Below are 1,483 nucleotides of genomic sequence, written 5' to 3'. Positions count from 1 at the left end.
GTGGAGGTCCCGCCGAGCAGGTGCGGGTGGGACTGCTCGACCGGTGCCTGATCGATGAGAGAGGTGGTGTAGCGCAGAACACCGACCGGGAATCGGCCTTCCAGCTGCCGGGCGATCTGGATCGGCATCCCGTTCTGCGCAGCGACCCGCTGCGCCATCTCCTCCGCGCGCGACTCGAGCTGGTCGGCGAGAGAGCTCAGCGCGGCGATGCGGCGGTCAGGTTCCCAGTCGGCCCACCCGCCGGGGGCGTCGAAGGCGCGTCGGGCAGCCGCGACGGCGGCGTCCGCGTCGGCGTCGTGCGCTTCGGGGACGGACCCGATCAGCTCCTCGGTGCTGGCCGAGTGCACCTCGATCCGGTCTGCGGTGGTCGGGGCGACCCAGCGGCCGCCGATGAACAGGTGCTGCACGTGTGTGGGCGCGACAACGGTGTCGGAGATAGTCATGGTCCCAATGGTGTGCCGCCGTACATGAGGCGACTGTTCAGGATCTGGACGTTTTCGGGTCACCCGAGGATTCGCAACTCACGCATCTTCTTGTACAGGGTGGTGCGCGAGATGCGCAGTTCCTGGGCGACCGCGGTCTTGTTGAACTTGTGCCGGCTGAGCGCGGCGTGGATCGCGTCCCGCTCAGAGCGCTCCAGCGCTGTGAGCTGATCGATGATCTGTTCTTTGGGGAGATTCAGGTCCGTCGGGAGGACTTCCGGGCCGTTACGGCGGTCCGCGGCGAAGGCCACGGTCTCTTTCAGCTCGCGGATGTTCCCCGGCCACCGCCGCCCGGTCAGCGCCACCAGCGCGGTCGGTGCGAACCGCGCCCGCGGGTCTCGTTCCCTCAGCAGTTCACGCGCGAGATCCGGGATCCGGTCCGGGGTCGCCCGCAGCGGCGGAAGCTCTTCCAGCTGATCTGCGAGCGCGGCCAGCTGGCGGTGCTCGGGGGTGGTGTCGCCTTCGGCGATGGTGAGCACGAACGAGCATCCTGAGTCCTCCAGGAGTTCGCGGGCGCGGCGGGCGACGGCGGTGGGAAGCAGCTCGATGTTCTCGATCACCACCAGGCCGGCAGGATCGGCGACGGCGGCCCGGAGCGAATCGAGCCATGCCGCCTGGGCGTGGTCGGCAAGCGCGGCGGCATGCAGGATCGTCGGATCCGGATGCAGTGCCGCCGCGGCGGTGGTCTTGCCTGTCCCGGATTCGCCGCGGATCAGCATCGCGATGCGCTGCGCACGCCGGGACGCGGGGCGTGCGGGCGTGCGGGCGGTGGCGGCCTGGACGAGGGGAAGGTGGACGCGGATGATCGCGCCGCCGTCTGGCTGCACGAACGTCCATTGCACGTGCGCGGAGGAGCCGGAGCTGAGGGTGATGGTCGTCTGAGCGGCTCCGCCGGGTCGTTCCTCGTCGATGACGGCGCGCAGCACGGCATGGTCGACGGGGTCGATGAGGGTCCCGGCCTTCGCGTTGGTGAGGGCGATGCCGTCCGCGAAGGCCATGAC

The 1,483-nt window shown here is 69.9% G+C and carries 2 protein-coding genes; both read right to left on the bottom strand.

The genetic code is table 11. The features are described 5' to 3' along the window. Window positions 1-443: aldehyde dehydrogenase family protein (locus tag AC04L7_RS18540; RefSeq protein WP_475513678.1), on the bottom strand; the 443-nt coding region annotated here is incomplete at its 3' end. A 59-nt stretch (window positions 444-502) separates the two neighbouring features. Then, window positions 503-1,483 (bottom strand): helix-turn-helix domain-containing protein (locus tag AC04L7_RS18535; protein ID WP_475513677.1); only part of this gene is annotated, 981 nt, incomplete at its 5' end.

The organism is Pseudoxanthomonas sp. LjRoot204_2 (assembly GCF_056175765.1).
This window is presented reverse-complemented; position numbering and strand designations above follow the sequence as displayed.